20 protein-coding genes are annotated in these 19336 nt (G+C 70.5%); 8 read left to right on the top strand and 12 right to left on the bottom strand.

Annotated elements, in window-relative coordinates; genetic code table 11:
• Positions 1-515: 515 nt before the first annotated feature.
• Together D7V97_RS08300 and D7V97_RS46460 are read right to left on the bottom strand one after the other, a co-directional pair.
• On the bottom strand, positions 516-2126 hold the full coding sequence (locus D7V97_RS08300) for a sigma 54-interacting transcriptional regulator (protein ID WP_120610066.1): 1611 nt from the start codon (positions 2124-2126) through the stop codon (positions 516-518).
• Between the two features lie 37 nt (positions 2127-2163).
• Entirely contained in the window at positions 2164-2286 is a 123-nt protein-coding gene (locus D7V97_RS46460; protein WP_255424757.1) for a hypothetical protein, read from the bottom strand.
• Between the two features lie 157 nt (positions 2287-2443).
• On the opposite strand from D7V97_RS46460, the gene D7V97_RS08295 reads away from it, so the two are divergent.
• Both D7V97_RS08295 and D7V97_RS08290 read left to right on the top strand, forming a co-directional pair.
• Complete coding sequence (locus D7V97_RS08295) at positions 2444-3025, top strand: DUF2378 family protein (protein ID WP_120610065.1); 582 nt, start codon at positions 2444-2446, stop codon at positions 3023-3025.
• 44 nt (positions 3026-3069) lie between these two features.
• The gene (locus D7V97_RS08290; protein ID WP_233582579.1) at positions 3070-3450 is read left to right on the top strand and encodes a TonB family protein; all 381 of its coding nucleotides are present in this window, start codon (positions 3070-3072) and stop codon (positions 3448-3450) included.
• On the opposite strand, the gene D7V97_RS08285 is transcribed toward D7V97_RS08290, so the two are convergent.
• Entirely contained in the window at positions 3434-4447 is a 1014-nt protein-coding gene (locus tag D7V97_RS08285; RefSeq protein WP_120610063.1) for an NAD(P)-dependent alcohol dehydrogenase, read from the bottom strand. The two genes, D7V97_RS08290 and D7V97_RS08285, sit on opposite strands and share 17 nt — an antisense overlap.
• 167 nt (positions 4448-4614) lie before the next feature.
• Between D7V97_RS08285 and D7V97_RS08280 the strand changes: the two genes are divergently transcribed.
• Both D7V97_RS08280 and D7V97_RS08275 read left to right on the top strand, forming a co-directional pair.
• Complete coding sequence (locus D7V97_RS08280) at positions 4615-6093, top strand: S28 family serine protease (protein WP_120610062.1); 1479 nt, start codon at positions 4615-4617, stop codon at positions 6091-6093.
• Positions 6094-6177: 84 nt separating this feature from the next.
• On the top strand, positions 6178-6615 hold the full coding sequence (locus tag D7V97_RS08275; RefSeq protein WP_233582578.1) for a zinc-binding dehydrogenase: 438 nt from the start codon (positions 6178-6180) through the stop codon (positions 6613-6615).
• Here D7V97_RS08275 and D7V97_RS08270 read toward each other — a convergent pair.
• The 3 genes from D7V97_RS08270 to D7V97_RS08260 all read right to left on the bottom strand — a co-directional run bounded on the left by D7V97_RS08270 (position 6599) and on the right by D7V97_RS08260 (position 8155).
• Entirely contained in the window at positions 6599-7054 is a 456-nt protein-coding gene (locus D7V97_RS08270; RefSeq protein ID WP_120610060.1) for a DoxX family membrane protein, read from the bottom strand. The two genes, D7V97_RS08275 and D7V97_RS08270, sit on opposite strands and share 17 nt — an antisense overlap.
• A 64-nt stretch (positions 7055-7118) precedes the next feature.
• The gene (locus D7V97_RS08265) at positions 7119-7604 is read right to left on the bottom strand and encodes a hypothetical protein (protein ID WP_120610059.1); all 486 of its coding nucleotides are present in this window, start codon (positions 7602-7604) and stop codon (positions 7119-7121) included.
• Positions 7605-7636: 32 nt separating this feature from the next.
• A complete protein-coding gene (locus D7V97_RS08260) occupies positions 7637-8155 on the bottom strand; it encodes an RNA polymerase sigma factor (RefSeq protein ID WP_120610058.1) in 519 nt (172 codons plus the stop codon).
• A 256-nt stretch (positions 8156-8411) separates the two neighbouring features.
• Here D7V97_RS08260 and D7V97_RS08255 point away from each other — a divergent pair, with 256 nt between their 5' ends.
• Entirely contained in the window at positions 8412-9932 is a 1521-nt protein-coding gene (locus tag D7V97_RS08255; RefSeq protein WP_147444747.1) for a hypothetical protein, read from the top strand.
• Positions 9933-9935: 3 nt separating this feature from the next.
• Here D7V97_RS08255 and D7V97_RS08250 read toward each other — a convergent pair whose 3' ends face one another.
• The 4 genes from D7V97_RS08250 to D7V97_RS08235 all read right to left on the bottom strand — a co-directional run bounded on the left by D7V97_RS08250 (position 9936) and on the right by D7V97_RS08235 (position 14777).
• Positions 9936-10739 carry a LytTR family DNA-binding domain-containing protein gene (locus D7V97_RS08250; protein WP_120610056.1) on the bottom strand — a complete coding sequence of 268 codons (804 nt, stop codon included), beginning with the start codon at positions 10737-10739 and terminating at the stop codon, positions 9936-9938.
• The gene (locus D7V97_RS08245; protein WP_120610055.1) at positions 10732-11853 is read right to left on the bottom strand and encodes a sensor histidine kinase; all 1122 of its coding nucleotides are present in this window, start codon (positions 11851-11853) and stop codon (positions 10732-10734) included. The genes D7V97_RS08250 and D7V97_RS08245 overlap by 8 nt, the downstream gene beginning before the upstream one ends.
• A gap of 63 nt (positions 11854-11916) precedes the next feature.
• Positions 11917-13653, bottom strand: a complete 1737-nt coding sequence (gene poxB, locus D7V97_RS08240) for a ubiquinone-dependent pyruvate dehydrogenase (RefSeq protein WP_120610071.1) — start codon at positions 13651-13653, stop codon at positions 11917-11919.
• Positions 13654-13760: 107 nt separating this feature from the next.
• Complete coding sequence (locus D7V97_RS08235; protein ID WP_120610054.1) at positions 13761-14777, bottom strand: zinc-binding alcohol dehydrogenase family protein; 1017 nt, start codon at positions 14775-14777, stop codon at positions 13761-13763.
• An 88-nt stretch (positions 14778-14865) separates the two neighbouring features.
• Between D7V97_RS08235 and D7V97_RS08230 the strand changes: the two genes are divergently transcribed.
• Complete coding sequence (locus D7V97_RS08230) at positions 14866-15234, top strand: helix-turn-helix domain-containing protein (RefSeq protein WP_120610053.1); 369 nt, start codon at positions 14866-14868, stop codon at positions 15232-15234.
• A gap of 140 nt (positions 15235-15374) precedes the next feature.
• The gene (locus tag D7V97_RS08225; protein ID WP_120610070.1) at positions 15375-15830 is read left to right on the top strand and encodes a GNAT family N-acetyltransferase; all 456 of its coding nucleotides are present in this window, start codon (positions 15375-15377) and stop codon (positions 15828-15830) included.
• A gap of 25 nt (positions 15831-15855) precedes the next feature.
• On the opposite strand, the gene D7V97_RS08220 is transcribed toward D7V97_RS08225, so the two are convergent.
• Entirely contained in the window at positions 15856-16536 is a 681-nt protein-coding gene (locus D7V97_RS08220) for a hemolysin III family protein (RefSeq protein ID WP_120610052.1), read from the bottom strand.
• Between the two features lie 128 nt (positions 16537-16664).
• Here D7V97_RS08220 and D7V97_RS08215 point away from each other — a divergent pair, with 128 nt between their 5' ends.
• Complete coding sequence (locus tag D7V97_RS08215; RefSeq protein WP_233582577.1) at positions 16665-17303, top strand: TetR/AcrR family transcriptional regulator; 639 nt, start codon at positions 16665-16667, stop codon at positions 17301-17303.
• Between the two features lie 46 nt (positions 17304-17349).
• Here the strand turns inward: D7V97_RS08215 and D7V97_RS08210 are convergent, their stop codons facing one another.
• Entirely contained in the window at positions 17350-19263 is a 1914-nt protein-coding gene (locus tag D7V97_RS08210; RefSeq protein ID WP_120610051.1) for a propionate--CoA ligase, read from the bottom strand.
• Positions 19264-19336 lie beyond the last annotated feature (73 nt).

The following is a 19336-nucleotide window of genomic DNA, read 5'->3' as shown; positions in this document are numbered from 1 at the left end:
ATCCGGTGCAGCCGCACCAGCTCTCTCAACCTGTCCATGTCGACTCTCCGGTAACTCATCCGCGCGCGCCCCTCCGCACACCGCTCCGGCGGTGCTCGGTGGGGCGCGAGGATGCATGGGATGACCGCCCAGGTAGGGACTCAGCCCACCCACTGGCCACGTTTCTTCCGACCGCCTCCGCCCTGAGCTGACCGCCGCGCCCACTGCTCCGGCGCGCGATCCGCTTGGCCGACCCTGGGGCGATCCGCTTGGCCGACCCGGCTACGAACAGCTTGGCCGACCCGACTGCGATCCATTACCCCGGCCCGTTACAGACGGGATAGGGCGGCACAACGAACCGATGTGAGATCAAGGCGATAGCGGGTAACAGCGCGTCCTGCCTGGGGTTTTCTATCGCCTTGCCTGCGGGTTCGATTCCCGCCATCTCCGCTGAGGGAGGCGTCAAACGCAGACATCCCATATTCCTTCCATCACATCTCGGATGGCCATGGAACCGGGCTCCGCCCACACGCCGCTCACGTCCCCTTCACCACCAGGCCCAGCTCCTTCAATCGCCGCCCCAGCGCCCGCTTCGACACCTCCAACTGGCGCACCATCGCGTCCAGGTCGCCGCCGCACGCCTCGAAGCTGCGGGTGATTTCGTCCGCGCCCAGGTCGCCCGCGGTGCGCAGGTTCGGGCTCTTGTCGATGAGGTCATAGACAGACGGCCGCGGAATGCCGAGCGCATCCGCCGCCGCCTTCAGGTCCCATGCGCTCGCCCGCAGCGCGGCCAGTAGCTCTGCCTCCGTCACCTGTGAGGGTTTGCGCCGGGGCACGCCAGACTCACGCGCCTCCGGTGCCTTCACGGCGGCGACGACAGGCGCCACCGCGTCCGGAGGAGCCCCCAAGGCCTCATCAAGCTGTGCGTCCAATTGCAGCCGCGCCTGTCCCCGGCTGCCAATCACAAGCTGCCGCGCCAGGTTGCGAAGCTGCCGGATGTTGCCCGGCCACGCCGCGCGCACCAGCCGCGACGCCAACGGCGCGGGCAGCCAGGGCTCCGCGTGCGGGTCCTCCGTGTCCAGGCGGCCCGCGTCTCCCAGCGCCGTCAGCTCCTCGCGCGCGAAGTGGAAGAACAACCGGCCAATGTCCTCGCGCCGCTCGCGCAGGGGCGGCACGCGCAAGTCGTAGCCCGCCAACCTGTGCAGCAGCGGCGCCTTGAAGCGCCCATCGCGGATCTGTTCCTCCAGGTGCGCGTCCGTGGCCGCGATGAGGCGCACGTCCACCGTCACCGGGCTGCTCGCGCCTACCGGGTACAACTCCCCCGTCTCCAGCACGCGCAGGAGCATCACCTGCACCTCGGGCGGGGCCTCGCCCACCTCGTCCAGGAACAGGGTGCCGCCGTGCGCCGCGCGGAAGAAGCCCTCGCGGTCCTTTGTCGCTCCCGAGTACGCCCCCTTCTGCGCTCCGAACAGCTCCGACGCCGCCAGCTCCTTCGGGATGGCCCCCAGGTTGACGCTGAGGAAGCGTCCATCACGCCGCGTGCTGCGCCGGTGGATGGCCTGCGCCACCAGCTCCTTGCCCGTGCCCGTCTCGCCCCGGATGAGCACCGACACGTCCAGGTCCGCCACGCGCTCGATGTGCTTGCGCAGCCGGCGCAGGCCCACGCTCTCGCCCACCATGCCCAGCGTGTCCGCCGCGCCCTCTCCGTCCAGCTCCACCGCATGCAGCAGCACCACCACGCGGCCCGCCAACTCCAGCGCCACGCCCTCCGCCAGCGCAGTCGCCGCGAAGTCGTGCGCGCCGTGGAGCGGAACCCCCGCCAGCGCCACATGCGTGCCGTCCTCCGGAACCACCAGCCGCACGCCCCCGTCCGCCAAGGACGAGAACTCCAGCGGCTTGCGGCTGATGAACGGATCCGCCAACGGCAGCCCCAGCGACCCGCCCGGCGACACGAAGTCCGGCCCGTTGCGCGACAGCGCCACCGAGCGCCCCGCCGCCACCGCGTCCAGCAGCAGCCGTGTCCCCACCCGGCGCGGCACCGGATGGGACACCACCGTCAGCGCGGGGACGACGCGTGGGGAGCGGCGAGGGCCGCCGCGCTCCTGCATCGCGGCCGTGGAAGCATCGGCGAGGGGATCATGCGCCATGACCCCGCAACCTACCGCACCCACCTCGGGCACGACGTCAGCGCTTCGGCGTCAGGCGCACCGTGACGGTGTCGTTGCCCGAGCCCCGGTCGAACGACCCCGTGGACCCGATGTTGTAGCCGCTGCTCCGCGCTTTGACGCCCGGCCCCCACGGGTACACCCAGCGGTCGTCCCACCACCTGGGCGCCGCCGTGAGCGTTCTCGGCGCGTCGAAACCCTTGCCGCACCGCGTTTTCGAACAATCCCCGACAAGTTCTCGAATCCTGGGAACCTACCGGGTTGAGACAGCCCCGGGCTCACGGGTAGCGTGGTGGGGCATGCAAACTCCCGAACGCCTTGTCTTCCAGCAGAGCTTCGAGGGGCTGATCCGCGCCCTGGGTGACCGGCTGGACGAACCCTGCGCGAAGCAGCTGCGCGACGCCGGCATCGACCCGCGCGGGAAGCTGTCGGTGGCCTACCCGCTGGATGTCTGGGTGGGGGCGCTGAAGCTGGCCGCGTCGGTGCTGGCGCCGTCGGAGAACCTGGAGGACGGCGCGGAGGTGGTGGGGCGACGCTTCCTGGAGGGCTACGGGGCCACGCTCATTGGCAGCGCGCTGCTCGCGGGCGTGCGGCTGCTGGGGCCGCACCGGATGCTGGACCGGATGACGCGCAACCTGCGCACGGGCACCAACTACCTGGAGGCGCGGCTGGAACAAACGGGCCCCACGCGCTACGTGCTCACCTGCCGGCCGGTGGTGGTAGCGGGCTTCTACCGGGGCCTGTTCGCCGCGGGCCTGGAGATGAGCGGCGCGAAGCGCCCGTCCGTCGTCCTGATGCGCAGCGCGGGCGACGCGGCCGTGTATGAGCTGTCCTGGACAGGCGACAAGGGCACCGAAAAGGCCGCTGAGCCGAGGAGCTGAACGGGCCCTATATTCGGCCCATGCTCCGCTTCCCAAGAACCGCCATGGCGGTGCTCGCGCTGGCCCTGACGTCCGGGGCCCTGGCCGCGAGCGGCAGCCCCCAATTGCAGACGTTCTTCCAGGGCGCGCTGGACAGCCCCGCCTACCAGCAGCAGGCCTTCCAGCGCGTCGCGAAGGTCTGGAAGCAGCCGGGACCCAAAGGCACACCGGCGCTGGGGAAGAAGACCATCGTGCAGGCCATCCTCGACAAGGACGGCAAGCTCGTCTCCACCGCCCTCCTCACCGAGTCCGGCGCGAAGGCGTGGGACGCCGCCGCGCTCGCCGCGGTGAAGAAGGCAGCGCCCTTCCCGCCGCTGCCCAAGGGCTACGCCTCCCCCACGCTGGAGGCGCACTTCCACTTCGCGTGGGTCATCCCACCTGGATGACGACCTTGCCGAAGTGCGAGCCGCCCTTGAGGTGCTCGAAGGCGGCGCGGGCTTCCGCGAAGGGGAACACGCGGTCCACCACCGGGCGGACCTCGTGCAGCGCGAACGCGCGGTTGAGGGCCTCGAAGGACTGACGGTGCCCCACGAGCACGCCCTGCACGCGCAGGTTCTGCATCAGGATGGGGATGAGCGACACGGTGCCCGCCCCGCCCGTCAGCACGCCAATGAGAGACACGGTGCCGCCCACGCGCACCGCCTTGAGTGAGCGCTCGAACGTGCCCGCGCCGCCCACCTCCACCACGTGGTCCACGCCCACGCCGCCGGTGAGCGTGCGCACCGCCTTCTCCCAGTCCGGCGTCGTGGTGTAGTTGATGCCTTCGTGCGCGCCCATCTTCAGGGCCCGCTCCAGCTTGTCGTCGCGGCTGGAGGTGATGATGACGTGCGCGCCGAGCATCAGGGCAATCTGGAGCGCGAAGATGGACACGCCGCCCGTCCCCTGGAGCAACACCGTATCGCCGGCCTTGAGCTGTCCTTGCGTCACGAGCGCGCTCCACGCCGTCACCGCCGCGCACGGCAGCGTGGCGGCCTCCACGTCCGTCAGGTACGCGGGCGTGAGCACCACGCCGTCCTCGTGCAGGAGCAGTGTGTCCGCGAGCGCGCCGTCCAGCGGACCGCCCAGCGTGCTCGCGGTGACGACCCGGTTCGGCTCCCCGGACTGCCACGCCTGCGCGAACAGCGTCATCACCCGGTCGCCGGGCTTCACGCGGGTGACGCCGGGGCCCACCGCGTCCACCACGCCCGCGCCGTCGGAGTTGGGCACGAGCGGCAGCTTCTGGCGCGGGTTGTAGCGGCCCTCCACCATCATCAGGTCGCGCGCGTTGAGGCTCGTGGCCTTCACCCGCACGCGCACCTGGAAGGGTCCGGGCGTGGGGTCCGGCCGCTCCGTGCGCACCAGGTTGTCCAGGCCAAAGGCACCGCGAATCTCATAGGCGTTCATGGTGTGAAGTCCTAGCGCGAGCCCGTGCGCGGCGCTCGCTCCGGGGCGCGCGGACGTTGGAAACCCCACCCCGTCCCGTCGAGCCCGGCAGACCTGGGAGGCTCTTTCCTGCTGGACGTGAACCCGGCATCTTCCCCGGGTTTTCCACGGAAGAAAGGTTTCCACACATGACACGATTCCTACGACGTCCCGCGCTCCTCGCGTGCGCGCTGGCCCTGGGGCTCCAGGCTTGTGGCGGCAGCGAGGTCTCCACCGAACCAGTTCCTCCCCCTGCGCTGGAGTCTCAGGCGCGGACGCTGGTGCAGGACGCGGTGCCGGGCGACATCCTCGCGGCGTTGCAGGCCCTGCCGGGCCTCACGGTGGTGCGCGAGAACACGACCCCGCTGCCGGGCGTGCGGCACTTCGTGCTGACCTACGACCAGCCCGCGGACCACCGGCACCCCGAAGGGACCCGCTTCCAGCAGCGGATGACGCTGCTCTTCCGGGGCACGGAGCTGCCGGTGGTGCTGGCCAGCACGGGCTATGGCATCAGCACGCAGCCCTACCAGGTGGAGCCTACGTACCTGCTCCAGGGCAACCAGCTGCTGGTGGAGCACCGCTTCTTCAACGCCTCCACGCCGCAGCCCACGGACTGGAAGCTGCTCACCCTCGAGCAGGCCGCCGCGGACCACCACCGCATCATCCAGGCGTTCAAGCCGCTCTTCAGCGGCCGGTGGATCAGCACCGGCGGCAGCAAGGGCGGCATGACGTCCATCTACCACCGGGCCCTCTACCCGCGTGACGTGGACGGCACGGTGGCCTACGTGGCGCCGAACAGCTACGGCACGCAGGACCCGCGCTACGTGCGGTTCCTCGGCAAGCTGGGCACGCCCGAGTGCCGCGAGAAGATCCGCGTCTTCCAGCGCGAGGTGCTGGCGCGGCGCGCCGAGGTGGAGCCCCTCTTCCAGGCGCGCACCCAGGAGTCCGGGCTGACGTTCGACCTGCTCGGCGTGGACAAGGCGTTGGAGTTCACCGTCCTCGAGTTCGCCTTCGCGTTCTGGCAGTACGGCGACGCCTCGCTGTGCGAGGAGTTTCCCGCGCCGGGCGGTGACGCTGGGGAGCTGGTGGACTTCCTGGATGGCGTGGTCGGGCTCTCGTACATGAGCGACTCCGACCTGGACTACTACGCGGCCTATGACTTCCAGGCGGCGACGCAGCTGGGCAGCTACGCGTCCGACGAGCGCCACCTGCACGGCGTGCAGCGCTACCCTGGCCAGTATGACCCCAGGGCGCTCGTGCCCTTCGACATGCAGCCCTACCGGTTCAACCCCTTCGCGATGCCGCTCATCGAGGGCTGGGTGAAGGCGTTCGGGCAGAACATCCTGCTCGTCTACGGGGAGAACGACCCCTGGTCGACGGGGGCGTTCGACGTGCGCGCGAGCAATGACTCGTACCGGTTCTACGTGCCGGGCGGCAACCACGGCTCCCGCATCAGCATCCTCCCCGCTGCGGAGCGGGCCGTGGCGCTGGAGCGGCTGGGTGCGTGGGCGGGCCTGCCGTCCGCGAGCACCGGCACGCTGGGCCTGAGGGCCGGCGCCGTGGAGTCGGGCGAGGCGTTCGTCAGCACGGGCGTCGTGGATCGCCGCCGCGGGCCGCCGCGCGACTGACGTTCAGGGCCGTTCGGCTGTCACCTCGCGGGCCACGTCCAGGAAGGCGCGGAACGCGGGGGACACCTGGGCGCGCACGTCGTCGTGTTCAGCACCTCCGACAGGAAGAAGCAGGACGCGCTCCGGCTGGACGCGCACGAGGTGGTGGTGTCGTCTGACACGGAGGCGATGGCGGCGCAGGCGGGCAGGCTCCACTTCATCCTCGACACCGTGTCCGCGAACCACGACGTCAACGCCTACCTGAAGCTACTGCGCCGGGACGGCCACATGGTGCTGGTGGGCATCCCGGACCAACCGCTCCAGGTCAACGCCATGCTGCTCATGTCCGGGCGCCTGAGCTTCTCCGGCTCCGGGGCCGGAGGGTTCGCGGAGACGCAGGAGATGCTCGACTTCTGCGGCCAGCACGACATCGTCTCCGACATCGAGCTGATTGCGCTCCCGAACATCAACGACGCCTTCGAGCGGCTGCACAAGGGCGACGTGCGCTACCGCTTCGTCATCGACCTCAAGCGCGCGGCGTAGCGCGCATCGCGAGCATCGGGCGGTACGCCGCCCGGAACGACCAGGCCAGGGAGAGCTCCAGTGCCAGGAGGATGAGGGCTATCGCGATGCCCGCCGGCGCCAGGAAGGCGTGGAACATGAAGATGTTGACGATGACGGGCGCGATGAGTGCCAGCGCCAGCGGCACGAAGCGGTTGGCCAGCAGCAGCACCCCCACCAGCAACTCCGTGCCCTTCAGCAGCGGGAACAGGTACCCCGTCTTCATCATCGCCATGCCGAACGCCATGGCCCCTTCCGGCTGGTTCGACGGCGCCGGAATGAAGTTCAGGAAGCCGTTCAGCCCGAAGACGAAGAACACGAGCCCCATCAATAGCCGGGCTGCGGTCGGCAGGTGGCGGGTCATCGACTTGGACGGAAGTCCTTCCACTGCCTGGCTCATGGACGACGTGGCGGCTCTCATGGGAGTGCTCCTGATTGACATGGCTTATTGATTTTCTGCACGGAGGGCGAATCCAACACCTGCCCTACGACTGGGGGTGCACCTGGGGCTGCGCCCGGGCGCGCAGCTTCACCACCTGGTACGTGGCGCCGCAGAGGAAGAGCACCAGCAGGGCCGCCAGCGAGGTCTGCACCAGCGGGTCCTGCGGGCTGCTCGCGAGGGGCTGTCCCGCGGGCAGGCGGGTCAGCGTCTCGTTGATGCCCGGCACCAGCAGCACCATGAAGCTGGCGGAGTACGTGAGGGTCCGCACGTAGGCGCTGGAGGCGAACGCGCCCACCGCCATCAGCAGCAGCGCGAGCAGTCCCAGCCCGTGGCCCGGGTTGAAGCCTCCCGTGCTGGAGAGCCCGAACGACGTCACCACCGAGGTCACCATGCTGACCACGTAGGCCTTTCCCACGCGGTTCGCGGGATCGATGCGCCCGTCGCGCAGGAAGGCCCAGACGCCGAAGACAATGGGGGGCACGCTCACCAGCGTGTGGAGGATGCCAAGCGTCGACATGGGGTTCGCCATGGGAGGACTCCGGGATGCAGGGGGGTGGGAATTCAGGCCAGCAGGTATTCGCGGATCATCACGCGGGCGCGGTGCAGGCGGCTCTTCACCGCGGGCGCGTCCAGGCCCAGGCGCTCGCCAATCTCGCGGATGGACAACTCTTCGAAGTCACGCAGCAGCACCACTTGCAGCGCAGGCGGAGGCAGTGACTCCAGCGCCGCCGCCAGGTCGAGCCGCAGCCCGTCCGGCGTGTGCGCGGCCATCCACTGGTCGACGAGCGCCTCTTCGTACGGGTCCTGCTTCAAGGCGACGCGGCCCAGCCGCCGGCACTCGCGCTGCACCACGCGGAAGATCCACCCGGACAACGACGCCAGCCGACGCACGGCGCCCAGGTGGCGGGCCAGCACCAGCAGGGCCTCCTGGACCGCGTCGTCCACGTCGCTGATGCGGCAGCGCTGCTGGGCGTACCGACGGAGGTTCGGTTGGTACACCTGGAGCAGGTGGGCCATCGCGTCGCGATCCCCGGCATGGGCCGCGAGCAGCATCGCGTCGGGGGAGGTGGGCGAATCCATGGCGCTTCTGCGGACCTCGTGCGGCGGAGGGAAAATCCCCCGCTTCGCCCCATAAGAGGCGACCTCGGGCCGAATAGATTCTCGGCCCTGACGATTTTTTCCGTGAGTCCTCCAAGCCCTGGAAACCCCAGGGCTTTTCCCGCGCGACGCTTCGAGCCCGTCCGTTCGCCGGTCCGGGTGGACGCTTCGCCGCGCCGTTCGTGTCGCTGGCGGCATGGCCCGGAAGGCGGTGCCGGACCGGCGGCATCGTGTGGGCATGCGAAGCGTCCTGCCTCCCATCGTCGCGGTCCTCCTGTTCACCTTCTCCGCCTCCGCCAGCGAGGACCCCGGCCGCGCCCGGGTGCACGCCGCCGCCGAGGCCATGGGCGGAGAGGCACGGCTGCGGGCCCTCTCCAGCCTGCGCATCCAGGGCGTAGGCCACTGGAACATGCTGGAGCAGGGCGAGCGGCCCGTGCCGCCCTACCGCGTGCTGTACGAGCAGTTCGACGAGCTGAGCGACCTGCGCCGGGGCCACCTGCGCCAGAAGACCGAGGCCCGGGGGGCGGTGCTGCCGGATTGGAAGCCACTGACGATGCTGCTGTCGCAAGGCGTCGTCGCGGTGGAGTACGAGGGGAAGCTGCGGCCCGCGGGCGCCGCCCAGCTCCAGGACCTGCGCGAGCGGCTGGACCTGGCCCCCGAGCACGTGCTGCTCGCCGCGCTGGACGCCGCCGACCTGAAGGCGCAGGCGGACACCGTGTTGCAGGAGGTGCCCCACCACGTCGTCACCTTCAGCGTGCACGGCGCGAGCGTGCGCCTGTTCCTCAATGCCCGCACGGCCCTGCCCACCCGCGTGGAGACGGTGGACGCGCACCCGGAGGATCCGTTCTGGAGCGTCTGGGGTGACGTGCGCACCGGGCTGTCCTTCCAGGCGTGGTCGCTGGAGCCGGGCGGCCTGCGCTATCCGCGCCACTGGGATTGGGACCGTCGGGGCCAGACCTACCACTCCCTGACGCTGACGGCGGTGACGGTGGATCCGCCCATCACGGACGCGGACTTCGCCGTGCCGGACGACGTGAAGCAGGGCTTCGAGGCGCGCCGCGCGCGGAAGCTGGAGGACGCGCCCCTCACGCGCCCGGACTCCCCGCCGGTGGAGCTGGCCCCCGGGGTCGTGCAGTTCCCCGGCATGGGGAGCGTGGTGCTGGTGGCCCAGGACGACGGCGTGGTGGTGCTGGAGGCGCCGCTCGCGGCGGGCTACTCGGGGCGCGTGCTGGAGGAGGCCGCGAAGCGCTTCCCGTCCCTGAAGGTGAAGGCGGTGGTGTCCACCAGTGACGCGTGGCCGCACATGGGTGGGCTGCGCGAGTACGTGGCGCGCGGCATCCCCGTGTACGTGCTGGACGTGAACCGCGCGCTGGTGGAGGAGCTGGTGCGGGCACCGCGCACGCGGCTGCCGGATGCGCTCGCGCTGAAGCCCCGCGCGGCGAAGCTCACCGGCGTGGGCCATCGCCAGGTGCTGGGCACGGGGAAGAAGCGGCTGGAGCTCATCCCGGCGCACACGGAGACAGGCGAGCGGCGGTTGTTCGTGTGGCTGCCCGAGGAGCGGCTGCTCTACACGTCGGATCAGCTGAAGTCCCAGCCGGATGGCGCGTTCGTCAACGTGCAGCAGGTGGACGAAGCGGTGGAAGTGGCCCGCCGCGAGAAGCTGGAGGTCACGCGCGTGTTCGGCATGAGCCTGAAGCCCACGGAGTTCGGCGCGCTCACCACCGCCCTGGACCGTGCCCGCGCCCCGGTCGCGCGCTGAGGGCTACCGGGCCCGGCCCAGCCGCCGCTCCAGGTGCTCGCGGCGGGAACGGCTCACGCGCAGCCGCTGCCCGGAGCCCAGCACGACGACCTGTTCGGTGGGCGAAGGGCGGTGCACCTCACGGATGCACGCCACGTTGACGATGGCGGAGCGGTGGATGCGCACGAAGCACTCCGGATCCAACCGCGCCTCCAGCGCCGCCAGCGTCTCGCGCAGCACGTGGGCCTTGCCGTCCACGTGCAGCGTGACGCAGTAGTCATCCGCTTCGATCCACTCGATGTCCGCGACCGGCACCAGCACCGCGCGCGTGCCCACGCTCACCAGCAGCCGGTCCTTGAAGGCAGACGGGGACGGGGCTGTGGCCTGGGGCCCGGCGGGCTTCGGGGGCGCGTCCGACAGCAGGTCCGCGAGCCGCCGTCCCAGCTCCGCGGCCTCGCCCGCGCGCAATCGCTGGCGGGCCCGGGACAGGGCCTCGTCGAAACGCCCGTCGTCGAAGGGCTTCACCAGGTAGTCCACCGCGTGCACGTCGAAGGCGCGCACGGCGAACGCGTCGAACGCGGTGATGAAGATGACGGCGGGCATCTGCTCCGCGCCCACCTCGCGCAGGACACCGAAGCCATCCAGCTCCGGCATCTGCACGTCGAGCAGCACCAGGTGCGGACGCTGCTCGCGGATGGCCGTCACCGCCTCGCGGCCGTCGCGGCACTCGCCGCACACCGTGGCGTCCGGGTGACGCGCCAGCGCCTGCTTCAGGCCCCGGCGGGCCAGCGGTTCGTCGTCCACCAGCAGTACGCGCAGCTCAGTCATGCACGGCTCCCACGGGACGGGGCCCGGAGTGCCACGGCAGGAGGACGGTGGCCTCGGTGCCCGTGCCGTCCGCGCTGGCGACACGCAGGTGGCCCGCGTCGCCGTAGAGCTGTGACAGCCGCGCGCGCGTGTTCGACAAACCAATCCCCTGCCCGCGCTCCAGGTCGAAGCCCGGCGGCAACCCCACGCCGTTGTCGAGCACCCTCAGCTCCAGCGCATCACCGTGACGCCGCGCGCGGATGTGCAGCACCCCGGGGGCCGAGCGCACGCCCACCCCGTGACGGATGGCGTTCTCCACGAGCGGCTGGAGCACGAGGTGGGGCACGGACGCGTCCAGCACGTCCGCGTCCACGTCCCACTCCACGCGCAGCCGGTCCTCGAACCGGAGCTGCTGGATTTCGAGGTAGCGCGACAGCAGGGCCACCTCGTCGCGCAGGGGCACCTCCTGCGTGGCACCGTGGTGCAGCAACTGCCGGAGGATGTCGCTCAGCAGCACCAGCATGCGCGCCGCAGCATCCGTCTCCTTCTCGCGCACCAGCACGACGATGGCGTTGAGCGTGTTGAAGAGGAAGTGCGGGTGGAGCTGGGACTGGAGCGCCTGCAACCGCGACTCGGCGAGCTGCACCGCGAGCGCCGCCGCCTGGCGCTCCACCTCCCGCGCCCGGCGCGTCGCGTGGGTGGCGGACGCCATCGCGTACACCGCCGCGTACGCCATGCCCATCATGGGCAGCCACCCCAGCCAGAAGCGCAGCAGGCGCGTGACGAAGGGGCCGGACGTCATCCCGGAGATGGGCATGAACAGCGCGGTCGTCACCGTGTAGACGGCGGCGAAGAGGGCCCCCATGCCCAGGCACGCCCCCAGGTGCGTGAGCACGGCGCGAAGACGCGGAGGGCTCAGCCGGTGGCGCACCGCGAGCCGCGCGAGCAGCGGCGTGAGGGGCAACCACACGTACCAGGCCGGCATCTGGGCGGCGCACACGCGCCACAGCGTCGGCGCCTGCGGCATGCTCCGGCTGAACGAGTACGTCTCCAGCGCGGAGAAGAGCGCGGGCACGGACCACACGGCGAACTGCCGCGCCCAGGTCCGCCACGCGCCTGCGGGTGTGTCGTCCACGAGGCTCAAGAGGACGGCGAGTCTAACGGGAGGCCGGAGGCAGCGCACGGCCCCCGTCTCACCTCAGCGCCAGAGGTTGGTGCGCGCCAGCTCCAGCACCTCGTTCGTCCGGCCGCTCAGCAGCGCCTTCACACTGAACAGGGTGAAGCCCGCGGCCATGGAGGCCGTGATCCGGGGCGGCATCACCAGCTCCGCCTTGCTGACGACGGCGTCCACCAGCACGGGGCCCGGCGTCGCGAGCGCCTGTTGTACCGCTTCGTCCACCTGCCCCGGGTCCTCCACGCGCAGGCCCTTGATGCCCACGGCCTCCGCCAGCGCGGCGAAGTTCGTGGGGTGCATCGACGTGCCCACGTCGAGCATGCCGCCCACCTGCTGCTCCATCGCGACGAAGCCCAGCGAGCTGTTGTTGAACACCACGATCTTGATGGGGAGCTGGTGCTGCACGAGGCTGAGCACGTCGCCCATCAGCATCGTGAAGCCACCGTCTCCCGCGAACGCGATGACCTGCCGGTCCGGGAACGCCTTCTGCGCGCCAATGGCCTGCGCCATCGCGCTCGCCATGGAGCCGTGGTTGAACGACCCCACCAGTCGCCGCTGCCCCTTCATCGTCGCGTAGCGCGCGGCCCACACCGTGGGCAGCCCCACGTCGCAGGTGAAGATGGCGCTGTCGGACGCCTGAAGGTCGAACGCGCGAGCCACCTGCGGCGGATGGATGGGCTTCTTGCCCACGGTGCCCCGGCCCAGGTCATCCAGCTCGGCCCGCACCTTGCGGTAGTGCGTGAGCGCGCGCTCCAAATGCGCCGTGTCGCGCTTCTGTTCGATGCGGGGCAGCAGCGCCTGGAGCGTCGCGCTCACGCTGCCCACCACGCCCACGTCCACCCGCGTGCGCCGGCCGATGTTCTCCGCGCGCACGTCTACCTGGATGACATGCGTGTCGGCGGTGTCTGGGTAGAACTGCCGGTAGGGGAAGTCCGTGCCCAGCATCAGCAGCACGTCGCAGTCGATCATCGCCCAATAGCCAGACGCGTAGCCGATGAGGCCCGTGAGCCCCACGAAGTTCGGGTTGTCCTTCTCCACGTACTCCTTGCCCCGGAGCGCGGAGACGACGGGCGCCTGGAGCTTGCGCGCCAGCTCCACCACCTGCGCGCCCGCGCCCTCGCAGCCCGCGCCGCACAGCATGGTCACGCGCGCCCCGCTGTTGAGCAGCGAGACCATCTGCTTCACCTGCTCGGCGGAGGGCGTCACCACCGACTGCGACAGGGACAGGGACTCCGGGGTGGACAGGCGCACGTCCTCCGCCTTCTGGAGCGCGACGTCGCCGGGGAGCACCAGCACGGACACGCCCCGCTTGCCCACCGCGTTGCGGATGGCAATCTCCGACGAGCGCTGCAGTTGGTTGGGCCCGGAGATGAGCTCGCAGTAGTGACTGCACTCGCGGAAGAGCTGCTCCGGGTGCGTCTCCTGGAAGTACCCGGTGCCCAGCTCCGACGACGGAATCTGCGCCGCCAGGGCCAGCACCGGCACCCGGCTGCGGTGACAGTCATACAGGCCGTTGATGAGGTGGACGTTGCCGGGGCCGCAGCTCCCCGCGCACACGGCGAGCTGGCTGGTGAGGTGCGCCTCGGCGCCCGCCGCGAAGGCCGCGGCCTCCTCGCTGCGCATGTGCACCCATTCGATGTCGCCGCGCTTGCGCAGCGCCTCGGTGAGGGCGTTCAGGCTGTCCCCCACCACGCCGTAGATGCGCTTCACCCCGGCGAGCGCCAGGACCTCCGCCAGTTGCGCCGCCACCGTCTTCGCCATGGTGCCCACCTCGCCAGGGGGCGCTCAGCCCCCGGCGAAGATGTGCACCCGTGCGTCACGCTGCGACCGGCCGTGCGGGCAGGGGCCACGCAGGGCTGGCTGCTCGCTCAGGGAAAGCCGTTGAGGACGATCTTCCCCACCGTGCGGCCGGTCTCCACGGCCTCGTGCGCGCGCCGCAGGTTGGCGGCGGTGATGGGACCGAAGTCCTGGGTCATCGTGGTCTTGAGCGTGCCGGCGTCCACCAGGTCCGCCACGGTGTCGAGCAGGCGCTGCTGCGACAGCGGCTCCGCGTCGAAGAGCGCTCGCGTGAACATCAGCTCCCAGTGGAGCGACAGGCTCTTGCGCTTCATGGACGACACGTCGAAGGGCGGCGTGGGCTCGTCAATGAGGCCCAGGCGCCCGAAGGGCTTCATCAGCTCCACCAGCTGCGCGAAGTGCTGATCCGTCGCGGTGAGGCTGAGCACGTAGCGGGCGCCGCCGGGCACCAGCGCGAGCACCTGCGCGGCCAGGGGCTGGCGGTGGTCCACCACATGGTGGGCACCCTGCGCCTTGCACCACTCCTGCGACTCCGGCCGCGACGCGGTGGCGATGACGGTGAGGTCGGTGAGCGCGCGCGCCAGCTGGATCGCGATGGAGCCGACGCCGCCCGCGCCGCCCACGACGAGCACCGCGTCGCGCGGGCCGCCCTTCACCCGGGACACGTCCAGCTGGTCGAACAGCAGCTCCCATGCGGTGATGGCGGTGAGGGGCAGGGCCGCGGCCTGCGCGAACGACAGGCTGGACGGCTTGCGACCGACGATGCGCGCGTCCACGACATGCAGCTCGGAGTTGGTGCCCGGCTTCGCGATGGAGCCCGCGTAGAAGACCTCATCCCCGGGGCGGAAGCGGCGCACGTCGGCGCCCACGGCCTCCACGACACCGGCGGCGTCCCAGCCCAGCACGCGGGGCGAGGCCTCCACCTTGTCCTTGGGGGCGCGGATCTTCACGTCCACGGGGTTGACGGAAATGGCCCGCACGCGCACCAGCAGGTCCCCGGGACCGGGGGTGGGTGCGGGCAGCTCCACGTCGAGGAGGGCTTCGGGGTGCTGGATGGGGAGGTACTTGTGAAGGGCAACGGCTCGCATGGGAGGCTCCTTGCGAGCAACCCTCATCCATGAGTGGGATGCGGACAAGTACGCACAATTTCCACCCCCAGGCACCAAAAGGGTACCGATGGCCCGGCACAAGTCCTACGAGTGCTCCCCGGCATGTCCGGTGGCGGCGACGCTCGACCTGATTGGCGGCAAGTGGAAGGGGCTCATCCTCTTCCACCTGCTCGAAGGCGGAACGCTGCGCTTCGGCGAGCTGCGCAAGCACCTGCCGGACGTGACGCAGCGGATGATGACGCAGCAGCTGCGCGAGCTGGAGGCGAGCGGGCTCGTGCACCGGCGGGTGTACGCGGAGGTGCCGCCGCGCGTGGAGTACAGCCTCACCGCGCAGGGCCAGACGCTGCGCGAGGTCATCCTCGCGCTGAAGCACTGGGGTGAGGGCTACCTGGGCCAGAAGTCCCGCAAGCCCGCGCTCGCCGTCGCGGGCCGGTGACGAGCGCGCGCCCTACCGCGCATCCCCCGGTTCACTCCAGCGTGGCGGAGCGGTGGCGCGGGGCACGGCAGCATCGACCCCGGCGTGGGACGCGGGCTAGAGTCGGCTCGTCACTCGGCTCGCGGAGACCGGCTCTCTTGGTGATCCTGCGCAACGTTACAGATGAAGACCTCCCGATCCTCTTCGAACACCAACGGGACGCAGTCGCGCTGCGCATGGCCGCATTCCCGTCGCGGGAACGCGATGCCTTCCTGACCCACTGGCGCACGAAGGTTCTCCGCCCCGAGAACATGACCCGCACCCTCGTCGTTGGCGGCCTGGTCGCTGGGTACATCGGCAGTTGGGAACAGGACGGCAAGCGCCTCGTCGCCTATTGGATGGGTCGCGAGCACTGGGGCAAGGGCATCGCGACACGGGCGCTCTCGGAGTTCCTCGTGCTTGAGCCGATTCGTCCGCTCCATGCGTGGGTCGCTGTCCACAACGTCGGGTCGATCCGCGTCCTCGAGAAGTGTGGCTTCCGCACGGTGGCCCAGGAGAACCCGCAGCACGCGGACGAAGTTGCTGAGGTACTCATGACGCTGGGTCCGCCGGGCTGAAACCCAACCCGGCCTCGCGGGCGCCCTACCGCGCCGCGCGCACCATCTGGAGCACCAGGACGAAGTGGAAGCCCGCGCCCACGATGGTGAGCGCGTGGAAGACCTCGTGGTAGCCGAAGACGCCGGGCACGGGGTTGGGGCGCTTGAAGGCATACGCCAGCGCGCCCACCGTGTACGCGATGCCACCGGCGATGATCAGCCCGACGCCGTTGCCGCCCAGCGAGCGGAAGACGTCGCCGAAGTACGGCATCATGATCCACCCCACCGCGACCGCCAGCGCCGCCGTGATGAACTTCGGCGCGCCCACCCAGAACAGCGACTGCAGGATGCCGATGAAGGCCCCCGTGTAGATGTAGAGCATCAGCCGGTTGCCCACCTCCTCCGGCAGCCCCAGCATCGCGACGGGCGTGTACGTGCCCGCGATGAGCAGGAAGATGGCCGCGTGGTCCGCCCGCCGCATCCACGCGCGGCCCCGGGGGGCCCAGTTCACCCGGTGGTAGGTCGCGCTGATGGTGAACAACCCCACCAGGCTCAGCGCATACAGCGCCGTCGCCACCGCGGTGCGCTGCGTGGGCGCCAGCGCCACCAGCACCACCCCCGCCCCCACCGAGAACGCCGCCGCCCACTGATGCAACACACCGCGCAGCTTCGGCTTCTCCACCGCCAGGGACTCCTGGGTCGCCGTGGTCGTGGTCGCCGTGGACATCAAGTCACCCCGAGGGGTGCGACAATCGCAAAGACGAAGCATTTCATGATGGGTGCGGCTCCTCGCCTTGCCTACGACATGGTAGGTTTCCACACAGTAAGTTACCGGCGGGTAGGTACGAGGTCAACTTGAAGAAGAAGCAGCGGCTGACGGGCGCCGAGCGCCGGGTCCAGTTGATGGAGGTCGGGCGGGCGGTCTTCGCCTCGAAGGGCTACGAGGCCACTTCGATTGAGGAGGTCGCCCAGCAGGCGGGCGTGTCCAAGCCCATCGTGTACGAGCACTTCGGCGCGAAGGAGGGGCTGTACGCGGCCATCGTGGACCGGGAGATGGAGGACCTGGTGTTGCGCGTGTCGCTGCGCATCGCCCAGGGCTCACCCCGGGAGCGCTTCGAGGGCGCGGTGCTGGCGTTCCTGGACTACGTGAAGGAGGTGCCGGAGGGCTTCGCGGTGCTGACGCGCGACTCGCCCACGGCGGTGGCGCGGCGCGGGCTGACGCGCGTCATCGACGACCTGGCGCACCGGGTGGGCGAGGTGTTCCGCAGCGAGTTCGAGCACGCGGGCTTCTCCTCCAAGGTCGCGCCCATCTACGCCAACGCGCTCGTCGGCATGGTGACCCAGGTGGGCCACTGGTGGGCGGCGGAGGGGCGCGCGTTCTCCACGGAGAACGTGGCCCGGCATGTCGCGGCGCTCGGATGGATGGGTTTGCGGCACCTGCCGAAGGAGCCCAGCGCACCCGGCGCGAAGCGCGAACCGAAGCGCCGCGCCTGAAAGGCTGGCCGTTCACCGTGAGGACGCGCTTCCCTCGCGGGTGGCCCTACACCCCGGGCCCGCGCGCCTTGAGGGCGGCCTGGATGGCTTCGAGCGCGCCGGGGTCCTCGATGGTGGTGAGGTCGCCTGTCTCGCGGCCCTCGGCCACGGCCTGGATGCCGCGGCGGAGCAGCTTGCCGGAGCGCGTCTTGGGCAGGTGGGCCACCAGCAGCACCCCGGCCGGGCGGGCCACCGCGCCCAGCGTCCGGCCCACGGTGTCCATCACCTCGCGCTCCAGCACGGCGCGGTCCTCTTCACGCTGGAGGCGCGCCGGGTCCTTCGGCACGACGAAGGCCATCACCACCTGCCCCTTGAGCTCGTCCTTCACGCCGACCACCGCCACCTCCGCGACGCCAGGGTGGCCGCTGATGGCCTCCTCGATTTCGCGCGTGCCCAGCCGGTGGCCGGCCACGTTGATGACGTCGTCGGTGCGGCCGAGGATGAAGTAGTCGCCGTCCTCGTCGCGCGTGGCCCAGTCGAACGTGTTGTAGACGGGCTGCTCGAAGCTGGTGAAGTAGGTGGAGACGAAGCGCGCGTCGTCCCCCCACACCGTGGACAAACAGCCCGGCGGAAGCGGCGGCTCAATCACAAGCACACCCTTCTGATTGGGCGCCGTCACCTCCGCGCCGCTGAGACCGTCCAGCAGCTTCACCCGGTAGCCATACATCGCCGTGCCGGGAGAGCCCAGCTTGCGCGGACGCGCCTGCACCCCGGGACAGGGCCCGAGGATGGGCCAGCCCGTCTCCGTCTGCCAGTAGTTGTCCAGCACCTGCGTGGAGGGCAGCGCGTCTGAAATCCACGCATGCGTGGGCGCATCCAGTGGCTCGCCCGCGAGGAACAGGTAGCGCAGGTGGGACGTGTCGTGGCGCTTGAGGAACGCCGCGTCCTGCTTCTTGAGGACGCGGATGGCGGTGGGCGACGTGAACATCACCGACACCCGGAGCTGCTCCACCAGTCGCCACCAGACGCCCGCGTCCGGACGGATGGGCAGCCCCTCGTAGAGCACCGTCGTCATGCCATTCAGGAGGGGGCCATAGACGATGTACGAGTGGCCCACCACCCAGCCGATGTCGCTCGCGGTGAACATCGCCTCACCGGGCTGGCCCGTGTAGATGTGGCGCATGGACGCCGCCAGCGCCACCGCGTAGCCGCCCGTGTCGCGCTGCACGCCCTTGGGGCGCCCGGTGGTGCCGGACGTGTAGAGGATGTAGCTCGGCTCGGAGGACTCCAGCCACGTCACCGGCACCTGGGCGCCCTCGTGCTCGCGCCCGAGCGTGGCGAAGTCCACGTCGCGCCCCGGGATGAATGGACTGCCGGAGACGAGCCCCCGGTCGAACACCAACACCTGCGCAGGCGGATGCCGGGCGAGCGTCAGCGCCTCGTCCACCAGCGGCTTGTAGGGCACGACCTTCCCGGCGCGCATTCCCGCGTCCGCCGTCACCAGCAACGCGGGCCGCGCGTCGTCGATGCGCACGGCGAGGCTGTGCGCCGCGAAGCCGCCGAACACCACGGAGTGGATGGCCCCCAGCCGCGCGCAGGCCAGCAGCGTGAAGACGGCCTCCGGCACCATGGGCATGTAGACGATGACGCGGTCGCCGCGTGCGACACCGAGCGCGCGCAGCATCGCCGCCATCCGGTTCACCTCCGCGTGGAGCTGCGCGTAGGTGTACTGGCGCCGCTCGTCTGTTTCGGAGGACTCGAAGACGAGCGCGGGCTGGTGGGCGCGGGTGGCCAGGTGCCGGTCCACCGCGTTGTGGCACAGGTTGGTGCGCCCTCCGACGAACCAGCGCGCGAACGGCGGCCGGGAGGCGTCCAGCACCTGTTCGAAGGGGTGCTCCCAGTCGATGAGGCGGGCCTGCTCGGCCCAGAACGCCTCCGGCTGGTCGAGGGAGCGCCGGTAGAAGTCCTCGTAGCTGCCCATGCGGTCGCTCCGTCGCGGTGAGGGGGGGGGTGCCCGGACGATGATGACAGGCGCGCCAGGGGCACGGGAATAA

This window comes from Corallococcus sp. CA053C (genome assembly GCF_003611675.1).
Classification (GTDB): Bacteria; Myxococcota; Myxococcia; order Myxococcales; family Myxococcaceae; genus Corallococcus.
Note: the sequence above shows the minus strand (reverse complement) of the source record. Positions and strands in the feature narration are given on the sequence as shown.